Genomic DNA, 22,883 nt, shown 5'->3' with positions numbered 1-22,883 from the left:
TCCTGAGGTGTGGTCAGCCGGGGCGGCCGGTGCGTCAGCGCCCGGCCCGGACGAACTCCCGGGCGCCGCCGATCGAGGCGACCCAGTCCTGCAGCCCGCGCAGGCCGGCCTCCTGGTCCGTCACCGGCCGGTAGCCGAGGTCCCGTTCGGCCGCCGCCGTGCTGTACGTCGCGGAGCGGGTGAGCAGCGCCACCGAGTAGCGGCTCAGCGGGGGTTCGCGGCGGTCGGCCAGCGCCGGCACCGTCCAGAGCAGCTCCACCGCCGCCACCAGTGCGTCCCGGACCGCGGGCGGCAGCCGGCGGGTCGGCGGAGTGCCGCCGAACAGCCCCGCCACCCGGGCCAGGAACGCCCAGAGGTCGGTCCGCTCCCGGTCGGCGACGAAGTACGCCCGGCCGCCGACCCGTTCGGCCGGCGCCGCGGCGGCGAGCAGCGAGGCCTCGACCGCGTTGTCGCAGTGGCAGAGCGAGACCAGCACCGGCTTTCCGGCGGACAGGTCCGGCAGCCGTCCGGCCAGCATCCGCCCCAGCAGCTTCGGCAGGAAACCCGAGTGGTCCCGGGGCCCCCAGATGCCCCGGGGGCGCAGCGCGACGGTGGTGAAACCGGGCCGGTCGGCGGCCAGCACGAGCCGCTCGGCGGCGGCCTTGGTCTCGGAGTAGAGGTTCAGCCAGCGGTCCGGGTACGGGGTGTCCTCGCCGATGCCGAGCCGGTCGCCGTCGTGCGGGCCCATCAGCGCGCTGGGGCTGCCGACGAAGACGAACCGGCTGCTGCCGGCGGCGCGCGCCGCCTCCAGCAGCAGCTGCGTGCCCGTCACGTTCTCCGCCGTGAACCGGGCGCGGCTGCCGAAGTCGACGACCCGGGCGGCGCTGTGGTGCACCACGTCGACGCCGTCGACGGCCCGGCGCAGCGAGGCGGCGTCGCCGAGGTCGCCGTGGACGAGCTCCACGCCGGGCAGCGTCCGCAGCCGGCCGACGTCGCTGGTGGGGCGGACCAGCGCCCGCACCTCGTGCCCGGCCCGCAGCGCGCCGTCGACCAGGTGGCCGCCGAGGAAACCGGAGGCGCCGGTCACCAGGACCTTCACCGCGCCACCCCCGCCCGGTCGGCGGGCGGCAGCAGCCGCCACCAGGTCGCGCCGTACAGCATGGTGAGCGCGGCGGTGGCGGCCGGCCCGTGTCCGGCGGCCCGGCCGCGGGGCAGCGCCCGCGGGATCTGGGCGGCGTGCACCGCCACGCTCAGGAACGCGTCGATCCACCAGAGCGCGACCAGCACCGGCTGGTCCACCGGGTGCAGCAGACCGGCCGCCAGGTAGGCCCAGCCGGCCAGCGGGACGGCGCGCAGCATCCGCTCCCGGCACCGGGCGCGGCCGCTCAGCCGGTCGTCGGCCCAGCGGGCGAGCCGCTCGCGGCCGATCTTGGCGTTGTGCCGGATGTCGACCGGGAAGGCGGGGTGTCGCAGGAAGACGTCCAGGCCGGCGGTCTGCGGCTGCGCCGCGCCGAGCGCCCGCAGGTCGCCGACCAGGGCCTCCCAGCGGTCGGCCGGGACACCGGGCTCGGTCTCCACACAGACCACCGGCCGTTGCGCGCCGGCCTCGCCGACGCCGACCAGGGCGGTGCGCCGCACCAGCGGGTGGGCGTTGAAGACGCCCTCGCAGCGGACGGTGTGCAGGTCGCCGCCGGCGGTGCGGACCCGCTGCGTCTTGCGGCCGCAGAACCACAGCCGGCCCTGCGGGTCGAGCCGGCCGAGGTCGCCGGTGCGGTGCCAGGTCCGGTCGCCGGCCGTGTCGCGGATCTTGTGGGCGGCGTCGGCGGCGGGCGCGGCGTGGTAGCGGGGGCTGACGGACTCCCCGCTGACCACGATCTCGCCGACCTCGCCCGCGGCCAGCGGCAGTTGCCCGCTCCACAAGGGCAGCGGGCCGTCGCTGACGGGGACGATCCGCACCTCGGTGCCGGGCACGGGGTACCCGACGCAGGTGCCGGCGCCGTGCGGTGCGAGGGCGGCGGTCTCCTCCAGGATCTCCGCGGACTCGATCGAGGTGATCGGCAGCACCTCGGTGGCGCCGTAGGTGACGTGGATCGCGGCCTTCTCGTCGAGGACCCGGCGCAGGGTGGCGACCACCTCGGGCGGGACGGGCGCGCCGCCGGACACCACGCAGCGCAGGTCGGGCAGGTCCGTCGGGTGCTGCGCCAGGTGGCCGCCCAGGCGGCGCAGCAGGGCGGGGGAGGCGAACACGGTCGAGGTGCGGTACCTGAGCATCGCGTCCACCAGCGGTGCCGGGTCGGCCCGGTCGACCTTGGCGGGGGCGAGCGGGGCCAGCACCAGCGTGGAGCCGAAGAGCAGGTCCAGCATGCCGTAGAGGGGCAGGGTGACCAGCGAGACCTCGTCCCGGTCGCGGCTGTGCGCGGCCCGGACGGCCCGGGCCATCGCGGCGGCCGACCGGTGGGTGTACTCGACGCCCTTGGCGGGTCCGGTGCTGCCGGTGGTGAAACCGATCATCATCAGGTCGTCGCCGCGGACGGCCGGGGCGGGCGCCGCGCCGGCCGGGCCGGTGCGCAGGGCGGCGAGGGTGTGCCCGCCCCAGGCCCAGCGCCGTCCGAGCGTCACGTTGGTCCGGACCCCGGCGAACGCGCGCCGGCCGAGCACCCGTACGGCGTGGGCGAGGGGCGGGCCGACGAACGCCTCGGCGCCGACGGCCCGGTAGCAGTGCAGCATGCGCCGCACGCCCATGCCGGGGTCGACCACGACCGGGACGGCGCCGAGCCGCAGCAGCGCGAACAGCAGCACGAAGAGGTCGGGTCCGGGGGGCGCCATCAGGACGGTGCGGGTGCCGTGCCCGATGCCGATCGCGGCGAGCGAGCCGGACACCGTGGTGATCTCGGTCTGCAGCCGGCCGTAGGTCAGCTCGGCGTAGCGGATGCGGCCGTCGGCCTCCGTCCCGTCGGGGTGGATGATCGCGGTCTTCTCCGGGAAGGCCAGGGCGTTGCGTTCGAGGTGTTCGGCGAGGCCGACGTCGCCGCTGAGCAGCTCCGATGCGGTGGTCACCGGGTCACCGGTCCTGGGGCCGGTAGCTGACGCAGACGGCGCTCGGGCCGGCGCCCACGGCGACGAAGAGGATCTGGTCGACGTCGGCGGGCAGGCCCTGGTCGACCGCCCGGAGGTAGCCGAGGATCGGGGCGGCGGTGTGCGGCAGGCCCTCGGCACCGTCCGGCGCGTCCGGGGCGAGCACCGAGGACTCGGGCAGGCCGAGCCGTCCGGCGAGGCGCTGCGCGAAGTCGGCGGTCGGGCGGGAGCTGACCACCAGGGTGCGGCGCAGGTCCAGGCCCTCGGTCCGGGCGTACTCGGCGGCGGTGTCCACGGCCAGGTCGAGCAGCTGCTCGGCGAAGCCGTGGTCGCGCCGTACGGTGATCCGCGCGCGTCCGCCCGCACCCATGCCGGCGGTCGGCAGGTAGCCGGCGGTCGCCGAGTCCTCGTCGGAGCCGGCCGTGCGGACGGGGCCGAAGCCGCCGTCGGCGGTGGCGGAGCGCTCCAGCAGCAGGGCGGCGCCGAGGTCGGCGTACGGGTAGTCGTCGTCCAGCTCGGCGCGGCCGCCCGGGTGGACGTCGGCGGCGGTGATCAGGACGCGTTCGGTGCTGCCGGTGAGCAGCATCGCCTGGGCCACCTGGACGGCGTTGAGCACGCCGCAGGCGCCGTTCATCAGGTCGAAGGAGAAGGCCGCGCCGGCCACGGGGTGGGCCAGGTAGTCGAGGTTGATGCCCACCTCCTTCTGGACCAGCGCGCCGACGGCGGGTTCGAAGGTGTTGTGCTCGCGGTACACGCCGACGTTGATCAGCGCGCCGACCGCGTCCGGGGAGATCCGGGCCTCGGCCAGGCACGCGCGGGAGGCCCGGCCGGCCAGCAGGACGGCGGCCGCCTGTCCGTCGGTCGGTGCGGCGATGGCCGATGCGGCCCTGATGACGGTGGTCACGGGTCAGACCCCCAGGTTGGTGATGGTCGCGGACAGGGCGCCGGTGACGACGCCGGAGGCGGCGGGCACCAGCAGGTACCGGGCGCCGCGGCGGGCGGTGCCCGCGGTGAGGTGCCGGTGCAGCACCAGGAAGTGCGAGGTGGTCGCGGTGTTCCCGAACTGCTCGACCACCGACAGGGATTCGGGCATCTCGGTGCCGAACTCCCGGGCGCCGGTGAGGTTCACGTAGTCGATGAACCGGGTGCCGACCTGGTGCTGGACGACGTAGTCGAACTCCTCGTCGGCGAAGGTCCGCCCGAGTTTGGCGAGTTGGTCGCCGTGGAAGGCCGGCCACATGCGCAGCCGGTCCTCCTTGTGCATCTGCCGGTTGTCCGTGTAGAGCGCGATGCCCTCGGTGCGATCGCTCGGCATGCCCAGGCACAGGTGCGAGTACTCGGCGCAGGTCATCAGGTCCACGTAGTGGATCCGGTCGGCGTCGTCGACCGCGCGGTCCATGATCACCGCCATGGCGGAGTCGCCGACCGACAGCGAGGCGAACTGCGGGTCGTAGCTGTCGGAGATCTCGCGCGCGGCGGTCTCGGCGACCCGGGTGGCCTGCTCGCCGCTGACCACCAGGCCGTTGCGGACGATTCCGGCGCGGATCATCCGGTCCAGCAGGTGGACGCCGGTCAGCATGCCGGCGCAGGCGTTGGACAGGTCGAAGTGGATCGCGCGGCGGGCGCCGAGCTCGCGGGCCAGCAGCCCGGCGAAGGAGGGCTCGAAGTAGAAGTCGTCGCCGTCCTTGAACCGGGTGATGGAGGCCGAGACGACCACGTCCAGGTCGGCGGCCTCGTGGCGGGAGTGCGCGAGCGCGTCCCGGGCGGCCTTGAGCGCCATCCCGTAGGAGTCCTCGCCGGCCTCGGGTCGGCGGTCGTACACCCGGCGCTCGGTGACGCCGGTGATGCGTGCCAGGTCCACGTCCGGCAGCCGCTCCACGGAGGCGACCAGGTCGGGGGTGGACCGGACGGTGGTTGGCAGGTGCGCGCCAAGGGCCTCGAAGCGACTGCCCCGTGCGTCGGAGGTCATCTTTCCTCTTTCATCTGCTGGACGGCCGGCGGATTACCCCGCTCGGGCCCGACCCGGAAACGGCGAAAGGCATGCGTCCGCGGCGGACACGGACTCCCGGGGGGAGCCGTCGGCGGACCGGATCCTGCGGCCGGTCATCTGGTCATATCCGTACGTTACCTGACGGTATGTTGCCTTTAGGTAACCCGTGGTGTTTCAGTGATGACTGTCACTCGGTCACATACGATCATGCCCGGCAGGTCACGCGCGAACGGCCGTACGGGCACAACCCCACCCGTCCGCACGGCATCTGACGTGCGGTCGGGCGGGAGGGGGCGGCCGGACCGGGCGGTGGTCAGCCGCCGCCGGGGTGCCGGGGGCTCGGCCGCCGCGCGGTCCGCGTCCCCAGGGCGGCCAGGTCCAGCTGGAACATCCGGGACCCGGCCGGGCCCAGCGCCTCGACCCGGCCGAGGTCATGGGTCAGCAGGAACGTCCCGCCGCCGGGCGGGCCGCCGTCGCCGTGCGCGACCACCTTCCAGAACGCCCGGGGGAGCCGCACTCCCGTCGACACTCCCGTCGACGCGTTGATCTCCGACATGACGACTTTCCTCCGTGCGTGACGGCGCCTACGGTGTGTGCAAGGCCCTGCGGGAGCAGCCCGGGCCGGGTGTGCCGGTATGCCGGTACGCCGCGCCGTCCGTGCTCCGCGGGCCGGTCACCACCCGGCCGGACGCCCGGGATCCCGGCCCCAGTGTCACTCCCCGGCCGCCGGCCGCCAAGGGCCGAAAGGCCCACAGCCGACGGGGCAGACCTGCCCACGCCCGCACCCCGGCGCCGCACCGGCGCCGGGCCGCGGTGCCGCGTCGACACGCCCTGCGCATGCCGGAAGGCCCGGCGGGGTGAAGACTGGAGGGCATGGGGGTCGTACGCGCGTACGCAGCGGGACCGCCGCAGCGGCGGCCGCCCGCCGAGGGCCGGCCATGAGCCAGCAGCCGAGACGGGTCGCCGTCGTCGGCGACTGCCCGCTGTTCCGCCGGGGCCTGGCCCAGGTGATCGGCTCCGCCACCGACCTCGTCTTCACGGCCGGCGCGGGCTCCCCCGAGGAGGTCGAGGGCGACCTGCGGCCCGGTGACGTGGTGCTCCTCGACCTCGAACTGCGGCCCGCCGTGCTGTCCGCCGTGGTGTACCGGCTAGCCGGGCTCGGCGCCGAGGTCCTGGTGCTCTGCTCGGACCCGCAGAGCGACATCGTCCCGCCGATGCAGGCCGGCGCGCGCGGATGCCTGAGCCGGCGGGCCGGCGAGCAGGAACTGCTGGCGGCGATCCGCCTGGTCGCCTCCGGCTGCTCGTACGTGTCCGCGGCGCTCGCCGTCCGCTCCTGGACGGAGACCACCTGCAAGGTGACGGAACGCGAGCGGCAGATCCTGGAGCTGCTCGCCAACGGCGAGACGGACCACGGCATCGCGGACCGCCTGGGCATCAGCGAGCACACCGTCCACTCTCATCTGGACCGTCTCCGCGACAAGATCGGCTCCCGCCGCCGGGCCGACCTCACCCGTTTCGCGATCGCCAACAACATCGTCCCGGGCCGCTGACCGCGCCCGGGCCGGGGCGCATCCCCTCCTCGGCGGGCCGACTCTGACGCCACGTCATCCCGTCCCGTGTCCGGCGGGGAATGCGGGGTACGCGGAGGGGGTCGGCCCCCCGGTCGTCGCGCGCGGGGGGAGGTGCGGCCGTGCGAGGAGGGCGCCGGACGATCACATCTTGATCATGACTCGTCAAGTGACGGTTGTTTGGCATCTGCCAAAGTTCCGAACGACTCCCGCCGCATTTCGTCACCCTCCGTCGTGATTCGGTTGCTCATAGCCGGAGTTCGGGCCCCGTTCGGGCTGGCCCGCTCCGGTGGCCGACTCCCGCAGGCCCCACCCGCGCCTGCCCAACGCCGAGGAGCACCTGTGAGCGCAATCCTGTTCGTCCACGCCAGGGGAGGGCCGCCCCTGGAGTACGCGATCCCCCGGATGGCCGCGCACGCCGAGGTCCACGTGCTGGCCCTGGCCCCCCTGCCGCACGTCACCGCCGACCGCTGGCTCCCGCACTGTGCCACCGTCACCGAGGCCGAACCGGCCGACGGCGACGCCCTGGTGGACCTGGTCTGCGACCGCGCCGAGCGGGTCGCCGCCCGGGCCGTGACGACCTTCTCCGAGTACGCCGTGGTGGCCGTCGCCCACGCCGCCGCGCGGCTTGGCCTGGCCGGCGCGGGGCCGCGGGTCGAGGCCGCGCGCGACAAGCGGCTGATGCGCAGGACCTGGCGCGACGCCGGGGTGCCGATACCCGGCTTCGCGGAGATCCACCGCGACGCCGACATCGACGAGGCCTTCGCGCGGCTGACGCCGCCGTTGCTGCTGAAGGCGGCCTGGAGCGCCGGCTCCACGGCGCACCTCACCGTCCACGACCGTGAGCAGGCGGCCCTCGCCTGGGAGCGCGGCCGCGCCGTGATGGCGTCCTCGGCCGAGGACGGCTACGCCGAACTGCACTCCGCCGGCGAGGGGGTGAGCGACTTCCTGCTGGAGGAGATCGTCACCGGCGGCACCCTGGGCTGGTTCGACGGCCACGGCTGGGGCGACTACGTGAGCGTGGAGGGCATCGTCGCCGACGGCGTCTACCACCCGCTGGCGATCACCGGCCGGATGCCGACCGTGCCGCCCTTCACCGAGCGCGCCAGCATCGCCCCCGCCGAGCTGCCCGAGCCGGTGCAGCGCCGGATCGAGGAGCTCTCCCGGGCCGCCGTCGACGCGCTGGGCCTTGGTACCTGCGCCACCCACACCGAGATCAAGCTCGCCCCCGGCGGCCACGGCATGTGGCTGATCGAGACCGCCGCCCGGTTCGGCGGGGTGCTGACCACCCGCCAGGTCGAGGAGGTCTTCGGACTCGACATGATCGGGATGCTGACCCGCCAGCTGCTCGGCCGGCCCGTCGACTACCCGCCGCGGATGGTCACCTCCGGCAAGGGCGCGGCCGGCTCGCTCGTGGTGCTCGCCGTCGACGCACTCGGTGAACCGTGGACCGAGCACCCGCGCTGGGACTTCGCGGCCGTCGACTGGGCCGAGCTGCTCCAGCCCGGATCCCGGATCGAGCTGGTGGCCGAGAAGAGCCTGCCGCCCGGCACCCCCGTGCCCGCCTACCGCGAGGCGGAGGGCGCCAACACGATGGCCGCCCTGTGCTTCCTCACCGCCGAGTCCGCCCCCGCCCTGCTGGCGGACTGCGCGCGGATCGTCGACGCCCTCCCCAAGTCCCTGACCACGACCGCCCGCCTCACGACAGGTATGTCCCAGTGAACGCCAACGACAGCACCGACCGGCCCGCCACGACGGCCGGCTCCCCGCACGGCGCGGTCGTCGGCGCCCGGCTGACCCTGCCGCTGTTCGAGCAGCTCTGCGGGACGCTGGGCGGCCACCCGTACGTGAAGGTCGTGGTGGACCGCCACCGCGGCGAGTGGCACGTGCTCGACAGCGCCGTGCACTCCTTCCACGTCAACTACATCGCCACCGAGATCGACGGCCTGACCCTCGAACAGCTCGACGCCGACCTGGACGGCTTCAACCACGGCGTCTACCACGACCCGGAGCGGCGGTACCTGCTCGGCGTGCTCTCGCTCCACTCGGACGGCCCGCCGGGCGACCGCGCCAAGGCGTTCATGGTGCTGGAGACGACCGAGGCCGACACCATGGGTGCCGAGCTGCTGACCGAGTTCCACCGCTTCGTCCGCGCGCACCTGGACGAGTCGCTGGCCCTGCTCACCAAGCCGGCCAACCACGCCCAGGAGAACGCTCTCGCCGGCGTGCCCGAGACCGTGCTGCCCCGCACCGCCGGCAACGAGCTGTTCGCCGCCCGGCCGTTCGTGCCGCTCACCCTGGGCTCGGCCGTCGGCCGGCTGCGCGCCTTCGCCGGCACCGAGGAGTACCGGGCCGCCCGGCCGGACCTCGCCTGGTACGACATCGTGGCCATGCCGGTCGTCCCCGACGACATCCCCCGGCTGGCCGGCCTGCTCAACGCCCGGCCCACCACGCCGCTGTCGCACACCAACATGCTGGCAGCCGGCTGGGGCGTGCCCAACGCCATCGTGCGCGACGTGCTCGACCGGATCGCCGCCGAGCGGCTCGACAACGGCTGGGTGCGCTACGAGGTCACGGCCGACGGCGTCACCCTCGAACGGACCGAGGAGCCGGCCGACCTCACCCAGCCGGTCTGGCACACCCAGCGGATCCGGATCGACGCCCCCGAGGTGGAGGACGTCCCGATCGTCCCGCTCTGCGAGCTGCGGGCCGGTGACCGCAACCGGTACGGCACCAAGGCCGCCAACCTGGGCGAACTGCACCACGTGCTGCGCCACGGATCCGCCCGGCTGACCGGCTACTACGCGGTGCCCCGGGCGCCGCGCCCCGACCTGCTGGCGCACCTGGCCGGCCGGCTGGAGGTCCCCGAGGACGCCGACCTGGCCCGGGCGGCCGCCGACTTCCTCGCCCGGCACGTCAGCGCGCCGGACGGCATCGCGGTGCCGTTCGCCGTCCAGCAGCGCTTCCTGGACTCCTCCCGCGCCGTGCAGCAGAGCATCGGCAAGCTCAAGATGGCCCTCGAACTCGGTGCGATGGACGCCGTCGACTCGGTCTGCGTCCAGCTCCAGCACCTGGTCGCCTCCACCCCGGTGCCCGACGACCTGGTCCGGGCCCTGGACACGCACGTGGTCAAGCACCTCGCCGGCGCCGACCGCCTCGCCGTCCGCTCCTCCTCCAACGCCGAGGACCTGCCCGGCTTCTCCGCCGCCGGCATCTACGAGTCGCACACCAAGGTCACCGACCTGCCCGGCCTGCTCGACGCGATCCGACAGGTGTGGGCCTCGCTGCTCTCCTCGCGCAGCGTCCGGCTGCGCCACCAGGCCGGCATCTCGCTGGACGACACCTTCATGGGCGTGATCGTCCAGCGGTACGAGCCGTCCCCGCTCGGCGGCGTGATGGTCACCTGCAACCCCACCAACCGCGCCGACTTCCGCAACGTGTACCTCAACTGCACGCTCGGCTCCGCCTCCGCGGTCGTCGACGGCACCACCCTGCCGATGCAGTACCTCTACAACACCGTCGAGGGCGGCGGCCGCACCGTCTCGCTCGGCGCCGCCGACCGGGACCTCGACCCCGGGACCCGCACCGACCTCGGCCGGCTCGCCCTGGCGGGCCGCCTGCTGCAGTCCCACTTCGCCGGCGACTACACCTTCGCCGCGCCGCTGGACGTGGAGTGGCTGCTCGCCCCCGGGGGCCGGGTGCACCTGCTGCAGCTCAGGCCGTACAACGGCTGACACCGCCGCCGCCCCACGCCCGCCGCACCCTCCTCCCCGACGAAGGAACCATGTCCCCGTCCCTGCTCACCCGTCCAGGGCGGTCGGTCTCCGCGCCGCCCGAGGTCCGCCGCGTCGTCCGCCTGAACAACGGTTTCCAGCTGCTGTTCAACCTGCTGTGGTGGATGCCGGTCTTCTACGAGTACCAGCGCCAGGCCGGCCTGACGGATGGTCAGATCTTCGGCATCCAGAGCGTGTACTACGTGGCGTTCTGCCTGCTGGAGATACCCACCGGCTTCGTCGCCGACCGGATCGGCCAGCGCACCTGCCTCCAGCTCGGGGCGGCCGTCATGACGGCCGCCAACCTGCTGCCGGTCGCCTGGCCCTCGGCCACCGGCTTCCTGCTGCACTTCCTGGCGATCGCCGCGGCCCGCTCGCTGGTCTCCGGCGCCTCCAGCGCGTACCTCTACGAGTACCTGCACGCCCACGGCGCCGGTGACCACTACGTCCAGGCGGAGGGCACGGCCCGGGCGCTGGGCCTCTGGGCGAAGATCGCCTGCTGGCCGCTGGTCGGCGTGCTGATGGGCCTCCAGCACCAGGCCCCGTACCTGCTGACCGCGGTCTGCACCCTCGGCTCGCTGGCCTGCGCCACCGCCCTGCCCGCCCTGGCGGCGCCGGACGGTGGCGCGGCGCGGCCCGGCGCCCGGCGGCCGGAGGCCGGCGGCGCGGGGTTCCTCGACTCCGCCCGGCACGCGCTGTCGGTGCTGCGCACCTCCCGGGCGCTCGGCCCGCTGATGGTGCAGGGCGTGGCGATCTTCACGCTGGCCCGGATCTGCCAGGTCAACCTGTTCCAGCCGCTGCTGCTCGCCAAGGCCGTCCCGGTCGCCGACCACGGCGCCGTGCTGTCGGCGATGACCGTGGCCGAGGCGATCGGCTCGGCCCGGCCCGGGTGGATCCGTTCCCGGCTGTCCGACACGGTCGCGGTGACGGTGCTCAGCATCGTCATGGCGCTCTCGCTGGCCGCCACCTCGATGTCCGGCGCGGTGGTGACGATCGGCTGGCTGTGCCTGTTCGCGGCCGCGACCGGACTGGCCTATCCCGTCCAGCGCAACCTGATCAACGCGGCCATCCCGCCGACCCCGTACCGGGCCACCCTGCTGTCGCTGGAGTCGATCATCGACCGCGGGGTGTGCGCCCTGGTGGCGCTGGCCGTCGGCGCCTACCTCGCGGCCGACCGGCTGGACGCCCTGCTGGTGCACTCCGCGATCGGTACCTGCCTCCTGCTCGGCGCCGTCGCGCTCGCGCTGCGGCTGGTCCGCGGCCGGCGGGCGGCTCCGGCCGATCAGCCGTGAAAGACGCCCGCGGTGGCCCGTGGCGGCCACGTGGTCGCGTCCAGGATCCCCAGGGTGTAGGCGCGGGCCACCATCTCCGGGCGGGAGGCCGCGTGCAGCAGCTTGCGCAGCCGCCGCAGGTGGTAGTCCAGCGCCTGGCGGGAGAGCCCCAGCCGGGACGCCATGCCGCTGTTCGGCTGGCCGCCGGCCATCAGGGTCAGCACCCGCAGCTGCAGCGGGCTCACCCTGGTCCGCTCCGGGGTCGGCGCGCCCAGCGGGGTCAGCACCGCCAGCACCCGTTCGGTCGTGCCACCGGCCCGGACCGCGGCCAGGTCCGCCCGCAGCAGCCGCCCGCCGCCGCCCACCACCCGTAACCGCAGGACCTCGCTGCACCGCGAGGTCCTGCCGTTCACCAGGTCCGCCCACGCGCGGGCCAGTGACCGGAGGTCGGCCTCGCCGTCCAGGTGGTCGACGGCCACCGAGCCCTCCAGCGCGCCGCGGCTGCTGCCCAGCAGCTCCGCGGCGCCGCCGCTGGCCCGCTCCACCCGGCCGTCCGGGCCGACGGTCACCACCGCGAGGCCGGTCCGCTCCCGGAGGGCGTGGATCTCCTCGTCGACGGCGGCCTTCTCCTCCAGCGTCCTGGTGTGGCCCGTGACGTCGGAGTAGATGCCGCCGACGCAGGGACCGCCGCTGCTCTCCAGGACGAACCGGTGGCCGACCGCCTGCCCCGGGGAGCCGTCCGGGTGGCGGAACGTCAGGCTGTGCCGGACCGGCCGACGGGCCGTCAGCACGTCACGGTCCAGGGCCCGGAACACGGCCGCGTCCTGCGGCGGATCGACCTCCTCCACCCGGCGCCCGGCGATCTCGTCCGGTTCGGTGTCGTAGAGGCGCGCGTAGGCGGCGTTCACCCACAGGTAGCGCCCGTCCCCGTCGCGGACGAAGGCCGGTGCGGGGGCGTAGGCGGCCAGCGTCGCGAACCACCGTGCGGCGTCCGGATCGGCCGCCGGGTCGGTCTGCGGTCCGGTGTCAGCGCCCGGCTGACGGACCGTCATATCCCGCCGGGCGGGCGGCCCGTCGGGGTCGTCGAGTCCCGGTCGCCAGGCCGTGTCCATCCGCGTGCTCCTCCATCTCGTCGAGGGCCGCTCCGAGTCGGAGGCCCGCAATGATCATGGATGAGGTGTCGGCCGCACCGGCGACCGGGGTCGGTCCGTCGGACGGCCGTCGGACCCGGTCGCCCATGTGCCGTATCCGGTATACACCGCGCCGCCCGCCGCCGGGACCCGCAGATCGGCGGGGGTCGGGAGTGCCCGGTCAGGTCGGCGGACGCAGCGGCGGCGCGGCCGCCGTCCAGTAGCCCGGGTCGGGCGGCGTGCGGCCGCGCAGGTCCGCCCGGACGCGCGAGGCCAGCTTCGCGGTGTCCCGGCGGTTCAGCGACGCCCCCACCCCGGCGCCGACCAGCATCGGGGCGAGCGACGGCAGCTTGCGCAGGGTGCTGCGGGTGAGCCGCTTGGTGACCTTCTGCCGGACCTCGGAGCCGACGGCCAGCCCTGCCAGCGCGACCAGCCCCCCGGGGTGGGCCAGCGCCGAACCGTCGATGCCCCGCCGGTCCGCCCAGGCGCCGACGTACGCGACGCCCCGCTGCGTGGTGCTCCCGCTCGCCGGCAGGCCGTAGACCTGGTGCAGCTCCGCGATCAGCTTGACCTCCACCGCGGCCACCACCAGCGTCTCCGCGGCGATCTCCAGCGGCATCGCCAGGGGGACGGGCAGCATCGCGGCCGCCCCGATGCTCGCGCCCACCGCACCCGAGGCCCGCAGTGCACCGGTGACCAGGAGCTCGGCCAGCTCCTCCGGACCGCGCGCCCCCGGATGCTGCGCGCGCAGCGTCGCCAGGTCGCGGACCGGGATCCGCGGGGCCAGGTTCAGCAGCCGGTCGGCCAGTGCGCGGCTGCCGTAACCGGCGCTCCTGGCCGCCGCCGTACCGCCCCGCCCCAGTGTCCTGGCGGTGGCCCGCACCAGCGCCGCCGTCCGCCGCGTACCGCGCTTGCGGGAGGCGGTCGAGCCCTCCATCTCCCGTGCCAGCGCGTCGAGTTCGTCGGCCGCCTGGGCCGGTCCGAGCTCCTGCCCGCCGTCGGACCGGGCGCCGACCTCGCCGGCCGGATCGCGCTCCGTGGGCTCCGAGGGCGCCGTGGGCGCCGAGGGTCCGGTGGGCCCCGAGGAGTCCGGGGGTTCTGGGGGCTCTGACGCTCTGCGGAGGAATCCCATGCTCTGCCTCTACCCGGCCGCGCCCGGCACACGCGCCCGTCGACGGAGCCCGCCCCACCGTCGCGGGGGCCGGGCAGCCGGAAGGGCCGGTGACGGGCACCGGCCCTCGGGGAGGTTGGGCGAGCGGGGCGCTCTGCATTGAGCTACAGCCCCCGGTGGTGGAGCTGGGAGGACTTGAACACTCCGTCTCTCCGCTCGACTCCCACGTTACTCCGGACGGCGCAGCAGGCAACCCGGCCGTGCGACCCCGGTCCGGGAGGAGGGTGAGCCCGCACCGCCGAATGGGTCAGGCGGCTCGCGGCGGTCGCGGACGCTGCGCCAGTGTGGGCAGCCGGAGGTCCGGCACCGGTGCCCGGCCGCGCCCTGTGGAGGGGATCCTTGACCAGACATCACGCGCGCCCCGCGCCGGCCGGGCCCGGCTCGTGGCGGCTGCTGACGGGCCTGGCGGTGGCGGTGGCGGGGCTGCTGGCGATCGCCGGCTGCTCCAGCTCCTACGGCGGGTCCGGCGGGTCCTCCACGGCGGCGTCCAGCTTCTCGCCGGTGCCGAGCGGATTCTCCGGCTCCCCGCCGTCCGCGCTGTCCTCGCTGGCCTCCTCGGCCCGGGCCTCGGTCTCGCAGGCGGCGTCCTCGCTGTCCTCGGCCGCCGCCTCCTTCGAGGCCTCGGTCTCGGCCGAGCTGGCCCGCAGCAGGGCCGCCGCCGAGGCGGCCCTGCAGTCCGCGACGGGCCAGGGCAACGCCATCTCCGACGTGACGATCACCGGCGTGCCCCGGGCCACCTCGGGCAACCTGAACGCCGCGACGGTCACCATCGTCAACAGCAGCGGCAGCGCGGCCTCGTACGCGGTGCGGGTGGAGTTCCTGGACACCTCGGGCGCGGTGGTCGACACCACCGTGGTGGGCACCGAGAACCTGGCGGCCGGTGCCACGGCCGCCCCGATCGCGTTCACCAAGAAGTCGCCGGACGCCGCGCTCGTCCCGAGGGTCGCCCAGGCCCAGCGCTACTGACGGCACGCGCCGCCGACGACCGGCCGCGGCGGCCCGCCGGTCAGCGGGGGCCCGCCGGTGGTCGGGCACGGCGGCGGGCGAGGAACCACCCGATCACCATGCCGGCCAGCAGTGTCACCGTCAGTACCACCCACAGCGGCAGGGTGACGGTGGGGATCCACAGCCTGACCGAGACCGACCCGGTGTTGGCCGCGATGAACCAGATCGCGAGCACCGCGATGACGGCGACCCCGATCGTGCGAAGCCGCACGGCCCGGCCCTTGACCGTGAGGGTCGACGGGCCGTGCGGCGGAGTGGTGTTCTGCGCCATACCTCCCAGTATGGTGCGGAATGGCCCGGCGGTCCCGGGCAGCGCCATCCCGGGCCCGTTCGGCCGGGAGCGGGCCATAGAAGAAACCTGGACCCCGCCAGAGAACACCCGCGTACCGCCCCGCCCCGGCCGGTGCCAGTCTCGACGGGTGAGATCCTCTCGTACCGCTCCCGTTCCCCCGCAGCACACCGCGCCCTACGCGGACGCCGTCCTGCGCACCACCGCCCACGACTGGCTGCGCCTCAACGTCCCCGGGCACGCGGCCTGCGCGGGGCAGTTCGCCGACCTGTCGGGGCTGCTCGGCGACGCCCCGCTGCGGCTGGACGTCCCGCCGCTGCTGGAGGGGATCGACCTGGGCCCCGACAGCCCGCTCGACCGGGCGCTCGGCCTCGCCGCCGAGGCCTGGGGAGCGCGCCGCACCTGGTTCCTGACCAACGGCGCCTCCCAGGGCAACCGGATCGCCGTGCTGGCCGCCCGCTCCCTCGGCGACACCCTGGTGGTGCAGCGCAGCGTGCACTCCAGCGTGATCGACGGGCTGGTCCTCTCCGGCCTGCGCGCCGCCTACGTCCACCCCTCGATCGACCCGGACCTCGGGATCGCGCACGGCGTCACCGCCGACGACCTGGCCGCGGCCCTGGCCGCGAACCCCGGCGCGGCGGCGGCCCACGTGGTGACGCCGAGCTACTTCGGCGCCGTGGCGGACGTCCGGGCGCTGGCGGACACCGCGCACCGGGCCGGGGTGCCGCTGATCGTCGACGAGGCCTGGGGCTCGCACTTCGGCTTCCACCCGGACCTCCCCGCGGGCGCCCTCGCGCACGGCGCCGACCTGGTGGTCTCCAGCACCCACAAGCTGGGCGGCAGCCTCACCCAGTCGGCCATGCTGCACCTGGGCGAGGGGCCGTACGCGGACGTCCTGGAACCCCACCTCCAGCGGGTCTTCCACCTCACCCAGTCGACCAGCGCGAGCGCCCTGCTGCTGGCCTCGCTCGACCTCGCCCGCCGCACCCTGGTGACCGGGAAGGAGGCGATCACGGCCTCGCTGGACGCCGCCGACGCGATGCGTGCCGCCGTCCGGGCGACCGGCCGGTTCGGTGTCGTCAGCGACGGCTTCGCACGCTTCCCCGACATCGCGGCCGCCGACCCGCTGCGCGTGGCGATCGACACCCGGGCCGGTGGCATCGGCGGCCACGAGGCCCGGCGGCGGCTGATGACCGAGCACCGGATCATGGTCGAGGTCGCCACGGACTCCGCGATCGTCGCGGTGGTCGGGGCGGGCGCCGCCCCGGACCCGGTGCGCTTCGCCGAGGCCCTGCACGCGCTGCCCGCACCGCTGGCCGGTTCCGCCGCCCCGGCCCGGCTCCGGCTGCCCGCCCCGGGACCGGTCCGGATGACGGCCCGCGCGGCGTTCCTCGCGCCGGGCGGCGCCGTCCCCGCCGAGCGGGCGGTCGGCCGGGTCAGCGCCGACACCCTGTCGGCCTACCCGCCGGGCATCCCGAACGTCCTCCCGGGCGAGGTGATCACCCGGGAGCTGGTCGACTTCCTCCGCCGCACCGCCGCCACCCCGGGCGGCCACGTCCGGGGCGCGGCGGACCACGCCGTCACCACCCTGCGGGTCGTCGACGAGTAGGGCCCGTCAGACCGGCCCGGCCAGCACCCGGGCCTGCCGGCGCAGCGCCGCCAGCAGGCCCAGCGCGGCCGGCGAGGTGCCCGACGCGGGCATCGCGACCCCGATCTGACGGGCCAGCACCAGGCCCTCCAACTCCCGCACCACGATGTCCTCCCGGGGCCGGCCGAGGCCCAACCGGGGGACCAGCGCCACCCCGATCCCGGCCGCGACGAACCCCTGCATCACCCCGTAGTCGTCGGTGCGCAGCGCGTGCACCGGCTCGAACCCCTCCCGCGCGCACGCCCGGCGCAGCAGCCGGTCGCACGGGTCGGCGTCGGTGGTGCCGACGATCCACCCCTCGTCGCGCAGCGCGGCCAGCGGGACGCGCTCCACCCCGGCCTGCGGGTGCCCGGCGGGCAGTACGAGCAGCAGCGGGTCCGCCAGCAGCGGGTGGACCGCGAAGTCCTCGTCCAGTCCGAGCCGGTCGCCGGGCTGCGAGAACACCAGCGACAGGTGCAGCTCCCCGGCGCGCAGCCCGGCCAGCAGGTCGGGCAGCTCGCCCTCGGTCAGCGACACCCGGACGCCGTGGCCGTGCACCTGCCGGACGGCCGGCGGCAGCAGCAGGGCCCCGGCCGTCGGGAAGGTGCCGACCCGCAGGGCCACCGCGCCCTGCTCGACCAGGCCCCGGACCTCCTGCTCGGCCCGTGCGATCCGGCCCAGGACGGCCTCGGCGTGCACCAGCAGCGCCTCCCCGGCCTCGGTGAGCACCGCGCCGCGCGGGCCGCGCTCCACCAGCCTGGTCCGGAAGTGCGCCTCCAGGGTGCCCAGGTGGTGCGTGACGGTCGGCTGGCTGTGCCGCAGCGCCCGGGCGGCGGCGGCGAGCGAGCCCTCCCGGGCGATCGCGCGCAGCACCTGGAGGTGGCGGAGTTCGAGCATGGCGGGCCTTGCTGTGGACGGGGTGCCCGGCGGCCCCGCACGGACGGCCCCGGTGGGGGCCCGGCGGTCCGGCCCGGGCCCCCACGGTAGCTCAGCGGCTCAGCCCGCGGACGGGACCAGGTCCCGCATCCGGTCGAACTCGAACGGGTCGTGCGCCGAGAACAACCGGACCGCCGAACCCTGCTCGTGGCGCAGCGCCCGCAGTCGCTCCTGGTTGTGCAGCCGGGCCCGGTCGTCCCGCGAGACCAACCGCTGGAACGCGGCCAGCCCGGGCGGGCAGCGCGGCGTGGCGAGGTCCACCTCGGTGTGCGAGAAGTACGCGTCGCCGCAGTGCAGCAGCCAGCGGTCGCCGTCCCGCACCGCGATGCCGCTGTGCCCGCGGGTGTGACCGCGCAACGGGACCAGCAGGACCTCCGGGACGGCCTCCGACACCGGCCGGGCCGCCTCGAAGCCGAACCACGGGTCCCCGGTGGCCTCGTGCTCGACCCAGAGCGGGTTGTGCGCCCACTGCGCGGGTCGGTAGCGGTCCTGTTCGTTGCGGGTGGCCCGGGCCCGGGCCGCGCGCAGCTCGTCGGCGAGCACGTGCACCCGCGCGTGCGGGAAGTCGCCCAGCCCGCCGGCGTGGTCGAGGTCCAGATGGCTGAGCACGATGTGGCGCACGTCCAGCGGGCTGTAGCCGAGCGCCCGCACCTGGTGCAGGGCCGTCCGGGCGAGCGAGAGCTGCGGCCGCATGGTGAGCCGGAACGCCGTCCCGAGTCTGCGCGGGTCCGCGACGTCCCCGGTGCCGAGCCCGGTGTCGACCAGGACCAGCCCGTCCTCGGTCTCGACCAGCAGGCAGTGGCCCACGATCCGTCCGGTCAGCAGGCCGCCGCTGCCCAGCAGCAGCCGGCCGCCGGCCGGGCACATGCCGGCGCAGTCGAGGTGATGGATGGTCATGCCGCCTCCGCCAGATCGGGGATCGCCGGACACCGGCGAGCAGGGACACTGTTCCCGCTGAGCGGGGCTCCCGTCCAGAGGCGGGGCCCCGCGGTCCGTCGGGCGCGGCGGCAGGGACCCGGTGCCATGCTGGGGAAGGACGGCCGAACGGACAGGCAGGGACGGTCCATGAGCAGCGATCCGGACACCGGCGGGCCCGCCGTACGAGCCCCGCGCCGGCCCGTCGCGTTCCTGCGCACCGGCACCGGCCCCGGCCCGGAGGCCGCCCGGCGGGCCGTCCGGGTGACGGTGTCCGCCTGCGCCGGCTTCTACCTCTGCCTCTACGGCCTGGGACAGCCGGTCACCGGCACGTACGCGCTGTTCGCCGCGGTGGCTCTGGCCGGCCTCTCCCGGATCCCCGGCACCGGCCGCCAGCGGGCCGCCGTGCTCGTACGGGTGCTGCCCGCCGGATGGGTCCTGGTGACCATCGGCACCCTGCTCGCGGTCCGGACCTGGAGCGCCGTGCTGGGCACCCTGGTGATCGGCTTCGTCCTGGCCTTCGGCGCCGTGGCCGGCCCGCGGATCGCCGGCGCCGCACCGGGCCTGCAACTGCTCTACATCCTGCCGTGCTTCCCGCCGTACGAGCCGCACACCCTCGACGAACGGCTCGGCGGCGTCACCCTGGGGGTGGTGCTGCTGATCGCCGCCGAGGCCTTCCTGCTGCCCGACCCGCCGAACCCCTCCTACCGCGACCTGGCCGCCGGGGCCGCGCGGTGCGCGCAGCGCTGCGCCGGCGAGCTGTCGGACCCGCCGTGGCGGATCTCCGCCGGCTCCCGGGCGGCCGCCGAGGCCGCGGGCGTGGCCCTGCGCCCCTCCCTGGTGCCGCCCGCCGAACGGCAGGCCGGGCCGGGGGTGCGGGAACGGGCGCTGGCCGACGCGGGCGGCGGCGCCCGCGTCCTGCTGGCCCGGCTGCGGGAGCTTCCCGAGCCCGCCGGGCACCGGCCCGCCACCACCGACCCCGGCACCGAACTGCTCGCCGCGGTGGCCACCGCGGCCGGTCTCGCCGCGAGCGCCCTGCGGTCCTGGCACCCGGCCCCGGCCACCGCCCTGGAAGCGGCCCTGGCGAGGTTCCGGGAACGCCGCGCCGCCTGGGCCGCCACCGCCGACGACGGCCTGGCGGGCGCCCTGGGCCGGCAGGCGGCCCTGCTGGAGGTCGCCGACGCCGCCCTGTTCACGCTGCGCGCCGTCGACGTGGCCATCCGCGGCCGGGAGGCGCCGCCCGGCGCCCCCGGCGGGGCGTTCTGGTACGCCGGGAAGTCCGCCGCCGCGCTGTGGTGGAAGCGGGTGGCCGGCCACCTCAGCCCGCACTCCGTCCACTTCCAGAACGCCGTACGGATCAGCCTCGGCCTGGCCGCCGCCCGCACGGTCGCCGGCGTGGCCTCCCTCCCGCACGGCTTCTGGGCCATGCTGGCGGCCCTCACCCTGACCCGGACCACCGCCGTCCAGACCCGCGACGGCGTCCGCCGGGCGCTGACCGGCACCCTGCTCGGCGCCGCCACCGCCGCGGTCCTCCTGACGGCCGTCGGCCACCACACCAACGTCTACGCGGTGGCCCTGCCCGTGGTCATGCTGGCCACCTTCTCCCTCGGTCCGCTGCTCGGCCTCGGCTGGGCGCAGGGCCTGTTCACCCTGGTGGTCTCCATGGTGTTCGCCCAGCTCGCGCCTGCCGGATGGCGGCTGGCCGAGGCCCGGGTGCTGGACGTCCTGGTGGGCAGCCTGATCGGCCTGGTGATCGGGGTGCTGGCCTGGCCCCGCGGCGCCCACGAGGAACTGCGCCGTGACGTCGCCGTCCTGCTGCGCACAGTCGCCGGGACGGTCACCTCGACCACCGCGGCGGTCGCGGCCGGACGACGGCAGCCGGACGACGGCAACCCGGCCCTGCTGCACGCCCTGATCATGGCGGAGTCGACCTACACCCAGTACCAGAGCGAGCCGCCCGGCGCCGCGCCCGGTGCCACCGACTGGCAGGCGGCCCTGATCGCCGGTCACCACGCGCTGCGGGGCTCGCGCCGGCTGCTGGACCTGCACGAACTGCCGGTCGGGCGGCCGCCGCGCTCCGACGCGGGCGCCTGGCTGGTCCGGCGCGGCGACCGGGTGGCCCACCGCTACCTGCGGGCCGGCGAGGTGCTCGGCTCCGCCGCCGGGCCGGGAGCGCCACCGCCCGGGCCCGGCGGACCCGGCCTGCCGCCGGGCCTGACCGACGGCGCCGTCCCGCCCGCCGCGCTGCCCGCACTGTTCGACACCGACGCCTGGCTCCGTGGACTCGCCGCCGACCTGGCCCGGATCACCCCGGCCCCCGTCCCGGCCGCGTCCCGCCCCGGCAGCCCGGGTCCGTCGTCGCACGTCGGCCCGCCCGGCCACTGAGCCACCGCCCGGCACCCCCGGTGGGGCGATCTTTCGGTCCCGACCGTAATGCCTTCGGTGGACGCCCTCCCTAGCGTGGACCTGCCCGGCCGGACCTGTGCCGGGTACGTCGGACAGCAGGTCCGCACCGGGTCGGCCACTGGCTCCGGGCGGACCGGCGGCCGGCCCGACCCACCCGACGTCCGGACGGACCCGGCCGGTCCGTGCCCGACCGCACGGTCGCGGGCCCGTCCGGTCCGGGAGGCATCCCCGCCGCCGGCCGGCGGCGGGGGCGCGTCCCGGACCGTCGCCGAAAGCAGGAGAACCCGTGAACCCCGTCTCCGTCGCCGTCCTCTCCGGCGACCCCCTCTCCAGTGCAGGTGTCGCTGCGATGCTGCGGCCGAGCCCCGCGGTGAACCTGCTGCCGGCGAGCCGCCGGGCCGAGGCCGACGTCCTGCTGCTGCTCACCGGCGAGGTGACCGAGGAGACCCTCGGCTGCCTGGAGAAGACGGCCCGCGAGTCCGAGAACCCCGCGATGCGGATGGTGATCGTCGGGGACGTGGCCCGCGAGCAGCACCTGATGCGGGCCGTCAGCTCCGGCGTGACGAGCGTGATCCACCGCCGCGAGGCGACCCCCGAACGGCTGCTGCGCGCCGTTATCGGCGCGCGGGACGGCCACGCCGAGATGCCCGGCCACGCGGTGGCCTGGCTGGTGGAGTGGGTCAGGGCGATCCAGCACGACGTGCTCGCACCGAACGGGCTGACCACCTCACCCCTGGAGAGCCGGGAGGTGGAGGTGATCCGGCTGATCGCCGAGGGTCTGGAGACGGCCACCATCGCCGAACGCCTGAACTACTCCGAACGCACCATCAAGAACATCATCCACGGCGCCATGAGCCGGCTGAACCTGCACAACCGGGCCCACACCGTCGCGTACGCGCTGCGCGCGGGCGTGATCTGAGCCGACCCGAACGACCCCCCGCCGTCGCCCATTCCCCGAGGAAGCACCACCGTGTCGCACCGAACCGTCCCGGCCGTCGTCACCGTCGCCGCGCTCAGCCTGCTGCCGGCCGCGCTGCCGCTCACCGCGCTGGGCGCCCCGCCCGCCGCCGGCCCCGGCCCGACACCGAGGGCCGCCGCCCCGGCCGCCCGGCCCGCACCGGACGGGGCCGTCGTCGTGGACCGCCGCGGCCCCGCCGAGGGCTACGCCGCGCACTACCGCCTGGAACCGCACCACGGCTGCCCGCTGGTGGAGCTGCGCTCGGCCGACCGAGCGCCGGAGCACGTGTACGTGTGCGCCCCGCGGACCGTGCGGAGCATGGAGACCTGAGCCCGCCGGCCGGGGTGTCGCGCCGCAGCGCCGGCCTCCCGCCGGGAAGCCACGATGCCAGGACCGTTGACGACGGAGGACCGCCCGGATGACCGAGCCCACCACCCATCAGCTCTTCTCGTACGGCACGCTGCAACGGCGCGACGTGCAGCTCGCCAGGTTCGGCCGGGTGCTCGAAGGGCGCCCCGACGCGCTGCCCGGCCACCGGACGACGTACATCGCGATCACCGACCCCGAGGTGATCGCGGTGAGCGGCGGCGACCGCCACCCGCTGGTCCTCCCCTCGCCCGACCCGGCCGACGTGGTGAAGGGCACCGTCCTGACGGTCAGCGAGGTCGAGCTCGCGGCCGCGGACGAGCACGAGGTCGCCGCCTACGCCCGGGTCGCGGTCGTGCTGCGCTCCGGGGAGCGGGCCTGGGCCTACCTCGACGCGGCCGCCGCCGGGCGCTGACCGCCGCCG

20 protein-coding genes are annotated in these 22,883 nt (G+C 75.7%); 10 read left to right on the top strand and 10 right to left on the bottom strand.

All coding sequences use genetic code 11. The features are described from left to right. Positions 1-34: 34 nt before the first annotated feature. From ACIOFR_RS10235 to ACIOFR_RS10215, 5 genes are all read right to left on the bottom strand, one after another. The gene (locus ACIOFR_RS10235; protein ID WP_400994439.1) at positions 35-1,078 is read right to left on the bottom strand and encodes an NAD-dependent epimerase/dehydratase family protein; all 1,044 of its coding nucleotides are present in this window, start codon (positions 1,076-1,078) and stop codon (positions 35-37) included. Then, the gene (locus ACIOFR_RS10230; protein WP_400994437.1) at positions 1,075-3,036 is read right to left on the bottom strand and encodes a fatty acid CoA ligase family protein; all 1,962 of its coding nucleotides are present in this window, start codon (positions 3,034-3,036) and stop codon (positions 1,075-1,077) included. Before ACIOFR_RS10230 ends, ACIOFR_RS10235 begins: the two co-directional genes overlap by 4 nt. A gap of 4 nt (positions 3,037-3,040) precedes the next feature. After that, positions 3,041-3,958, bottom strand: a complete 918-nt coding sequence (locus ACIOFR_RS10225) for a hypothetical protein (RefSeq protein ID WP_400994435.1) — start codon at positions 3,956-3,958, stop codon at positions 3,041-3,043. A 3-nt stretch (positions 3,959-3,961) separates the two neighbouring features. Continuing rightward, positions 3,962-5,023 carry a 3-oxoacyl-ACP synthase III family protein gene (locus tag ACIOFR_RS10220; RefSeq protein ID WP_400994433.1) on the bottom strand — a complete coding sequence of 354 codons (1,062 nt, stop codon included), beginning with the start codon at positions 5,021-5,023 and terminating at the stop codon, positions 3,962-3,964. Positions 5,024-5,357: 334 nt separating this feature from the next. Then, entirely contained in the window at positions 5,358-5,600 is a 243-nt protein-coding gene (locus ACIOFR_RS10215; RefSeq protein WP_400994430.1) for a hypothetical protein, read from the bottom strand. 382 nt (positions 5,601-5,982) lie between these two features. On the opposite strand from ACIOFR_RS10215, the gene ACIOFR_RS10210 reads away from it, so the two are divergent. The 4 genes from ACIOFR_RS10210 to ACIOFR_RS10195 all read left to right on the top strand — a co-directional run bounded on the left by ACIOFR_RS10210 (position 5,983) and on the right by ACIOFR_RS10195 (position 11,677). After that, the gene (locus ACIOFR_RS10210; RefSeq protein ID WP_400994428.1) at positions 5,983-6,594 is read left to right on the top strand and encodes a LuxR C-terminal-related transcriptional regulator; all 612 of its coding nucleotides are present in this window, start codon (positions 5,983-5,985) and stop codon (positions 6,592-6,594) included. 360 nt (positions 6,595-6,954) lie between these two features. Then, positions 6,955-8,334 carry an acetyl-CoA carboxylase biotin carboxylase subunit family protein gene (locus ACIOFR_RS10205; protein ID WP_400994426.1) on the top strand — a complete coding sequence of 460 codons (1,380 nt, stop codon included), beginning with the start codon at positions 6,955-6,957 and terminating at the stop codon, positions 8,332-8,334. Next, the gene (locus ACIOFR_RS10200) at positions 8,331-10,346 is read left to right on the top strand and encodes a PEP/pyruvate-binding domain-containing protein (protein ID WP_400994423.1); all 2,016 of its coding nucleotides are present in this window, start codon (positions 8,331-8,333) and stop codon (positions 10,344-10,346) included. The genes ACIOFR_RS10205 and ACIOFR_RS10200 overlap by 4 nt, the downstream gene beginning before the upstream one ends. Positions 10,347-10,396: 50 nt before the next feature. After that, the gene (locus ACIOFR_RS10195; protein WP_400994420.1) at positions 10,397-11,677 is read left to right on the top strand and encodes an MFS transporter; all 1,281 of its coding nucleotides are present in this window, start codon (positions 10,397-10,399) and stop codon (positions 11,675-11,677) included. Here ACIOFR_RS10195 and ACIOFR_RS10190 read toward each other — a convergent pair. Further along, a complete protein-coding gene (locus ACIOFR_RS10190; RefSeq protein WP_400994417.1) occupies positions 11,668-12,768 on the bottom strand; it encodes a PAS domain-containing protein in 1,101 nt (366 codons plus the stop codon). The two genes, ACIOFR_RS10195 and ACIOFR_RS10190, sit on opposite strands and share 10 nt — an antisense overlap. Positions 12,769-12,967: 199 nt before the next feature. Then, the gene (locus ACIOFR_RS10185) at positions 12,968-13,918 is read right to left on the bottom strand and encodes a hypothetical protein (RefSeq protein WP_400994414.1); all 951 of its coding nucleotides are present in this window, start codon (positions 13,916-13,918) and stop codon (positions 12,968-12,970) included. Positions 13,919-14,296: 378 nt separating this feature from the next. Here ACIOFR_RS10185 and ACIOFR_RS10180 point away from each other — a divergent pair, with 378 nt between their 5' ends. Next, entirely contained in the window at positions 14,297-14,923 is a 627-nt protein-coding gene (locus ACIOFR_RS10180; RefSeq protein WP_400994412.1) for a hypothetical protein, read from the top strand. Positions 14,924-14,963: 40 nt separating this feature from the next. Here ACIOFR_RS10180 and ACIOFR_RS10175 read toward each other — a convergent pair whose 3' ends face one another. Next, positions 14,964-15,233, bottom strand: a complete 270-nt coding sequence (locus ACIOFR_RS10175; RefSeq protein WP_400994410.1) for a LapA family protein — start codon at positions 15,231-15,233, stop codon at positions 14,964-14,966. 148 nt (positions 15,234-15,381) lie between these two features. Here ACIOFR_RS10175 and ACIOFR_RS10170 point away from each other — a divergent pair, with 148 nt between their 5' ends. Continuing rightward, on the top strand, positions 15,382-16,860 hold the full coding sequence (locus tag ACIOFR_RS10170) for an aminotransferase class I/II-fold pyridoxal phosphate-dependent enzyme (RefSeq protein WP_400994408.1): 1,479 nt from the start codon (positions 15,382-15,384) through the stop codon (positions 16,858-16,860). A gap of 6 nt (positions 16,861-16,866) precedes the next feature. On the opposite strand, the gene ACIOFR_RS10165 is transcribed toward ACIOFR_RS10170, so the two are convergent. Together ACIOFR_RS10165 and ACIOFR_RS10160 are read right to left on the bottom strand one after the other, a co-directional pair. Beyond that, positions 16,867-17,775, bottom strand: a complete 909-nt coding sequence (locus ACIOFR_RS10165) for a LysR substrate-binding domain-containing protein (protein WP_400994405.1) — start codon at positions 17,773-17,775, stop codon at positions 16,867-16,869. Between the two features lie 99 nt (positions 17,776-17,874). Continuing rightward, positions 17,875-18,711: an MBL fold metallo-hydrolase gene (locus tag ACIOFR_RS10160; RefSeq protein WP_400994403.1), complete on the bottom strand. Its 837-nt coding sequence runs from the start codon at positions 18,709-18,711 to the stop codon at positions 17,875-17,877. A 168-nt stretch (positions 18,712-18,879) separates the two neighbouring features. Between ACIOFR_RS10160 and ACIOFR_RS10155 the strand changes: the two genes are divergently transcribed. The 4 genes from ACIOFR_RS10155 (at position 18,880) to ACIOFR_RS10140 (ending at position 22,874) form a co-directional block, all read left to right on the top strand. Then, a complete protein-coding gene (locus ACIOFR_RS10155; RefSeq protein WP_400994401.1) occupies positions 18,880-21,114 on the top strand; it encodes an FUSC family protein in 2,235 nt (744 codons plus the stop codon). Positions 21,115-21,421: 307 nt separating this feature from the next. Continuing rightward, the gene (locus tag ACIOFR_RS10150; RefSeq protein WP_400994398.1) at positions 21,422-22,054 is read left to right on the top strand and encodes a response regulator transcription factor; all 633 of its coding nucleotides are present in this window, start codon (positions 21,422-21,424) and stop codon (positions 22,052-22,054) included. Between the two features lie 51 nt (positions 22,055-22,105). Next, positions 22,106-22,423 carry a hypothetical protein gene (locus tag ACIOFR_RS10145; RefSeq protein ID WP_400994396.1) on the top strand — a complete coding sequence of 106 codons (318 nt, stop codon included), beginning with the start codon at positions 22,106-22,108 and terminating at the stop codon, positions 22,421-22,423. Between the two features lie 88 nt (positions 22,424-22,511). After that, a complete protein-coding gene (locus ACIOFR_RS10140) occupies positions 22,512-22,874 on the top strand; it encodes a gamma-glutamylcyclotransferase family protein (protein ID WP_400994394.1) in 363 nt (120 codons plus the stop codon). The last annotated feature ends 9 nt before the right edge of the window (positions 22,875-22,883 follow it).

The organism is Kitasatospora sp. NPDC088346 (assembly GCF_044740765.1).
GTDB lineage: Bacteria > Actinomycetota > Actinomycetes > Streptomycetales > Streptomycetaceae > Kitasatospora.
Note: the sequence above shows the minus strand (reverse complement) of the source record. Positions and strands in the feature narration are given on the sequence as shown.

Excerpts from the sequence above, each read along its gene's own strand:
- ACIOFR_RS10160 (WP_400994403.1), bottom strand. The coding sequence starts at position 18,711 with ATGACCATCCATCACCTCGACTGCGCCGGCATGTGCCCGGCCGGCGGC.
- ACIOFR_RS10185 (WP_400994414.1), bottom strand. The coding sequence starts at position 13,918 with ATGGGATTCCTCCGCAGAGCGTCAGAGCCCCCAGAACCCCCGGACTCC.
- ACIOFR_RS10155 (WP_400994401.1), top strand. The coding sequence starts at position 18,880 with ATGAGCAGCGATCCGGACACCGGCGGGCCCGCCGTACGAGCCCCGCGC.
- ACIOFR_RS10215 (WP_400994430.1), bottom strand. The coding sequence starts at position 5,600 with ATGTCGGAGATCAACGCGTCGACGGGAGTGTCGACGGGAGTGCGGCTC.
- ACIOFR_RS10190 (WP_400994417.1), bottom strand. The coding sequence starts at position 12,768 with ATGGACACGGCCTGGCGACCGGGACTCGACGACCCCGACGGGCCGCCC.
- ACIOFR_RS10220 (WP_400994433.1), bottom strand. The coding sequence starts at position 5,023 with ATGACCTCCGACGCACGGGGCAGTCGCTTCGAGGCCCTTGGCGCGCAC.
- ACIOFR_RS10165 (WP_400994405.1), bottom strand. The coding sequence starts at position 17,775 with ATGCTCGAACTCCGCCACCTCCAGGTGCTGCGCGCGATCGCCCGGGAG.
- ACIOFR_RS10175 (WP_400994410.1), bottom strand. The coding sequence starts at position 15,233 with ATGGCGCAGAACACCACTCCGCCGCACGGCCCGTCGACCCTCACGGTC.
- ACIOFR_RS10210 (WP_400994428.1), top strand. The coding sequence starts at position 5,983 with ATGAGCCAGCAGCCGAGACGGGTCGCCGTCGTCGGCGACTGCCCGCTG.
- ACIOFR_RS10140 (WP_400994394.1), top strand. The coding sequence starts at position 22,512 with ATGACCGAGCCCACCACCCATCAGCTCTTCTCGTACGGCACGCTGCAA.
- ACIOFR_RS10195 (WP_400994420.1), top strand. The coding sequence starts at position 10,397 with ATGTCCCCGTCCCTGCTCACCCGTCCAGGGCGGTCGGTCTCCGCGCCG.